A 4,093-nucleotide genomic window follows, 5' to 3' on the forward strand; every position below is an offset into this window, starting at 1 on the left:
ACATCTTTCTTAACATTTCAAACCTTTGTAGCACAAGGCTTTCAAGACTCGGTTAACAATTTGTAATATTCCTTGTTGACACCCTTACTGACAAAGAAAAAACTGAAATCAAGTCAGGATAAGGGTTGGAGTGCTTACTGAAACAATTGTTAAGAAAGATCCCTATAAGGGATAGCTTTTAGGACGGGGTTTCAAACCCATTTTTCTGATGATTTTTCTTGTTCCAAGAGTTTTTGTAGTTGCTCTAGGGTAGCATCTTTGAGCATCAGGCGATCGCCGTTTTTGCTGACAATTAACACCCGTTCGATCTTCGGGGTTTCAGGAGAGTCAATTTTTTGCTTTAATTGGTACAATTTCTCAGCGATGGCGATTGTTCCGCTAATAATGCCGATGATGGTGGCGATGGTGGCAAGGGTTCCCTCTCTCTGGGAGCATCCCAATTATGTAATGAGTATAAATGCTCAGAAGGGTAAGAAGGCTTTTGTAATAACGATTCTGGTTCCAATCACACAATTTAGAGAACCGTTGAAAATCTATGAACTCCCGAAAAGGCTTGCCATATAAGTATTTCGCATCTAAGTACAATTGCTTATTGCAAAAGTGGGATGCTCCCCCTCTCTCTCCACTTCAGAGATAACTTCGTAGCTGCCTTGCACCCCTTCCATATCTAGGATATCCTGAGCAACTTTGATAGCATCGGCTCCTTGAATTTCTATCTGCATCAGTTTTGTTCCTCCTGTCAGTACCCAAGCAAAATGATCCTAAATCCGTTTATTAAAAACTGATTATCTATTCCCCCTTTTGCTTGTCCTGATATCTAGCCTATACTCAACGAATTTAGTATGACTAGCTTAGTTGGGGAAAAAATCTCAATTACCATCAATGGTTGACCTAAGAAAATATTTCAGTCTCTCCGTCGGGAAATAACCTATTAGAGACTGAAAAATCTTAGTCATTCCATTCCCCTTTGGGTGGTACGGGGGGATTGCGTCGAAGATGACGGGTTAAGTCCTCATCTGGTTGTTTCTCTCCTCTTAGCCACTGTTTAATCGCTGTTTCGATAATGCGACTAGGATCGTTAGTCAGGTGTTTAATCTGTTCTAAAACTTCCGAGTCAAGGTGAATAGCGATTTCAACTTTCTCCGCCGTGCGCTGAGTCGGTGTAGCATTGTCGTTCATAAGCTCTATTAATGATTGCTATCTATCATTCTACCCGTCAGTCGAGGATTCTCATCCAAGAGTTTATCTATAGTAATCCGATTTGGACAAATCATAGAGCCTTTCCTTAGCCATTGCCCTTTGCCTGATTTTGTCCCCATAATCAAGCCTACCATAGTTTCCTGTGGATGCCGAGAGGGAAAGCTAAGGTCAAAACCCTGACTATACTTGCAGTTTAGCTTTTTTTACCTTTTACTTTTCGCTTTTGCTCCAGCCTTAGAGACTTTACCTCTACAATGAATTAAGGAATCTAAAATTTTATAAACCCCTGACTTTTGCCAACAGTGAACCACGATGACTGACGTTCCCGTTTCTCGCATTCGCAATTTTTCCATCATCGCTCATATCGATCATGGTAAATCAACTCTCGCCGATCGCCTCCTGCAAATTACAGGAACCGTAGCCCAACGGGAGATGAAAGAACAATTTCTCGATAATATGGACTTGGAACGGGAACGAGGTATCACCATCAAGTTACAGGCGGCACGGATGGATTATACCGCTAAGGATGGTCAAAAATACGTTCTCAATCTGATTGACACCCCCGGCCATGTGGATTTTTCCTACGAGGTTTCTCGGTCTTTAGCGGCGTGCGAGGGAGCTTTATTAGTTGTGGATGCGTCCCAAGGAGTAGAGGCGCAAACTTTAGCCAATGTTTACCTAGCACTGGAAAATAACCTCGAAATTATCCCAGTTTTAAATAAAATCGACCTACCCAGTGCCGAACCGGAACGAGTCGCGGCGGAAATCGAGGAAGTGGTGGGTTTAGACTGTAGTGAGGCGATTCGGGCCTCGGCTAAGGCTGGGATCGGTATTAATGATATTCTAGAGTCGATCGTCCAATTGGTTCCCCCTCCCCAAGATACCCTCGAAGAACCCTTCCGAGCTTTAATTTTTGATAGTTATTACGACGCTTATCGAGGGGTAATTGTTTATTTCCGCGTCATGGATGGTCGGGTGAAAAAGGGCGATAAAATTCGTTTTATGGCTTCTGGTAAAGAATTTGTGATCGATGAATTGGGAATTTTATCACCGCAACAGGTACAGGTAAATGAACTTCACGCGGGAGAAGTGGGTTATCTGGCAGCTGCGATTAAAACTGTTGCTGATGCCCGGGTGGGTGATACGATTACTCTAACCGCTAAACCGGCAAAAGAGCCTTTACCCGGTTATACGGAAGCAAAACCGATGGTTTTCTGCGGATTATTCCCCACCGATGCTGATCAGTATGCCGATCTCAAAGATGCGCTGGAAAAGTTAAAATTAAACGATGCAGCTCTATCCTACGAACCGGAAACTTCTAGCGCCATGGGTTTTGGTTTCCGTTGCGGTTTCTTGGGACTGCTACACATGGAAATCGTCCAGGAAAGACTAGAAAGGGAATATAACTTAGATTTAATTACCACTGCTCCCTCGGTAGTTTATCAGGTCACTACCACCGATGGGGAAATTGTCGAAGTGGATAATCCCAGTTTGTTACCTTCCCCACAAAAACGGGAAAAAATTGAGGAACCTTATATCCAAGTGGAAATGATTACTCCGGAAACCTATGTAGGCGCTTTGATGGAATTATGTCAAAGTCGTCGGGGAGTTTTCAAGGATATGCGTTATTTTACTAAAACTCGCACCGCTTTGATTTATGAGTTACCTTTAGCAGAAGTGGTGACGGACTTTTTTGATCAATTAAAATCTCGATCGCGCGGTTATGCTAGTATGGAATATCAATTAATTGGCTATCGGGAAAATGAGCTAGTTAAATTAGATATTATGGTCAATGGTGATCCCGTTGATGCTTTAGCGATGATCGTTCACCGGGATAAAGCTTATTATGTTGGTCGTGCGTTAACCGAAAAGTTAAAAGAATTGATTCCCCGGCATCAATTCAAGGTTCCCATTCAGGCCGCTATTGGTTCTAAAATTATCGCTAGTGAACATATTCCCGCTTTAAGAAAGGATGTCTTAGCTAAGTGTTATGGTGGTGATATTAGCCGCAAGAAAAAGCTGTTAGACAAGCAAGCAAAAGGTAAGAAACGGATGAAAGCGATCGGAACTGTTGATGTCCCCCAGGAAGCATTTATGGCAGTCCTAAAACTCGATCCGCAGTAAAGTCTTGGGGTGAGAATTAACTCACCCTTTTTAGTTTTGGCAGTGGCTAATTATACTAAATCTGGTTATTAAAAACTGATTATTTATTCTCCGTTTTGCCTTTTGCCTATTGCCTCTTGCCTTTTGCCTATCCTCATAAGTAGCCTATACTCAACGGATTTAGTATTATTATGAAACTTTTGAGATTATCCTATCAAGATTTATCCTCTGGATTAAGTATAGATTCTTGGGATATTTTTCCAGATTTGAATTTATTAGTTGGTATCTCAGGTGCAGGAAAAACCTCTATTTTAAAGGCAATTAGTAATTTAAAAAGAATCGCTAACGGTGCATCTGTAAATCGGGTAAAATGGGATGTAGAATTTTTGGCGTTGCTGATTTGAGATATGAATCTTCTTTTGTGGGATTTTTAAAACCTAGACCCAAACTAACTTTTGGATGGGTGCAAGGTTGTCATTCATACCTTGATTCAGCAACGCCGAATTTTTGGCGTTGCTGATTTGAGATATGAATCTTCTTTTGTGGGATTTTTAAAACCTAGACCCAAACTAACTTTTGGATGGGTGCAAGGTTGTCATTCATACCTTGATTCAGCAACGCCAAAAATCTTTCTGTTTCTTTTTGGGGTGTTCAATGGGAGTTTCCGTTACATCCATTACCGTTACGACCGGTATCTCTGCTTGATTTAGTAGAGCTTTTTTTCCTTTTAAACGGAAGTTTCCCGATTGTCAAAGCATTTTTTCCGTCTTATTTACAATCCGACCTATAG

Annotated in this window: 4 protein-coding genes and 2 pseudogenes; 2 read left to right on the forward strand and 4 right to left on the reverse strand. The window is 41.5% G+C overall.

All coding sequences use genetic code 11. The features are described from left to right. Window positions 1-191: 191 nt before the first annotated feature. The 3 genes and pseudogenes from IM473_RS08990 to IM473_RS09000 form a co-directional block, all read right to left on the reverse strand. A pseudogene (locus tag IM473_RS08990) lies at window positions 192-428 on the reverse strand (hypothetical protein); the annotation flags it as partial. 147 nt (window positions 429-575) lie between these two features. Continuing rightward, on the reverse strand, window positions 576-722 hold the full coding sequence (locus tag IM473_RS08995) for a hypothetical protein (RefSeq protein WP_287659971.1): 147 nt from the start codon (window positions 720-722) through the stop codon (window positions 576-578). Between the two features lie 226 nt (window positions 723-948). Then, window positions 949-1,179, reverse strand: coding sequence for a type II toxin-antitoxin system CcdA family antitoxin (locus IM473_RS09000; protein ID WP_002762207.1), 231 nt, complete (start codon window positions 1,177-1,179; stop codon window positions 949-951). Window positions 1,180-1,512: 333 nt separating this feature from the next. Between IM473_RS09000 and lepA the strand changes: the two genes are divergently transcribed. Beyond that, window positions 1,513-3,324, forward strand: a complete 1,812-nt coding sequence (gene lepA / locus IM473_RS09005) for a translation elongation factor 4 (RefSeq protein ID WP_061433386.1) — start codon at window positions 1,513-1,515, stop codon at window positions 3,322-3,324. A 170-nt stretch (window positions 3,325-3,494) separates the two neighbouring features. Beyond that, the gene (locus IM473_RS09010; RefSeq protein ID WP_287659970.1) at window positions 3,495-3,707 is read left to right on the forward strand and encodes an ATP-binding cassette domain-containing protein; all 213 of its coding nucleotides are present in this window, start codon (window positions 3,495-3,497) and stop codon (window positions 3,705-3,707) included. A 216-nt stretch (window positions 3,708-3,923) separates the two neighbouring features. On the opposite strand, the pseudogene IM473_RS09015 reads toward IM473_RS09010, so the two are convergent. Next, window positions 3,924-4,093: pseudogene (locus IM473_RS09015) on the reverse strand (IS5/IS1182 family transposase); the annotation flags it as partial.

Source organism: Microcystis sp. M015S2, assembly GCF_020245945.1.
In the GTDB taxonomy this organism is placed as follows: Bacteria; Cyanobacteriota; Cyanobacteriia; order Cyanobacteriales; family Microcystaceae; genus Microcystis.

Bases quoted from the DNA above. Each gene is read 5' to 3' on its own strand.
- lepA (WP_061433386.1), top strand. From the start codon at position 1,513: ATGACTGACGTTCCCGTTTCTCGCATTCGCAATTTTTCCATCATCGCT.
- IM473_RS09010 (WP_287659970.1), top strand. From the start codon at position 3,495: ATGAAACTTTTGAGATTATCCTATCAAGATTTATCCTCTGGATTAAGT.
- IM473_RS09000 (WP_002762207.1), bottom strand. From the start codon at position 1,179: ATGAACGACAATGCTACACCGACTCAGCGCACGGCGGAGAAAGTTGAA.
- IM473_RS08995 (WP_287659971.1), bottom strand. From the start codon at position 722: ATGCAGATAGAAATTCAAGGAGCCGATGCTATCAAAGTTGCTCAGGAT.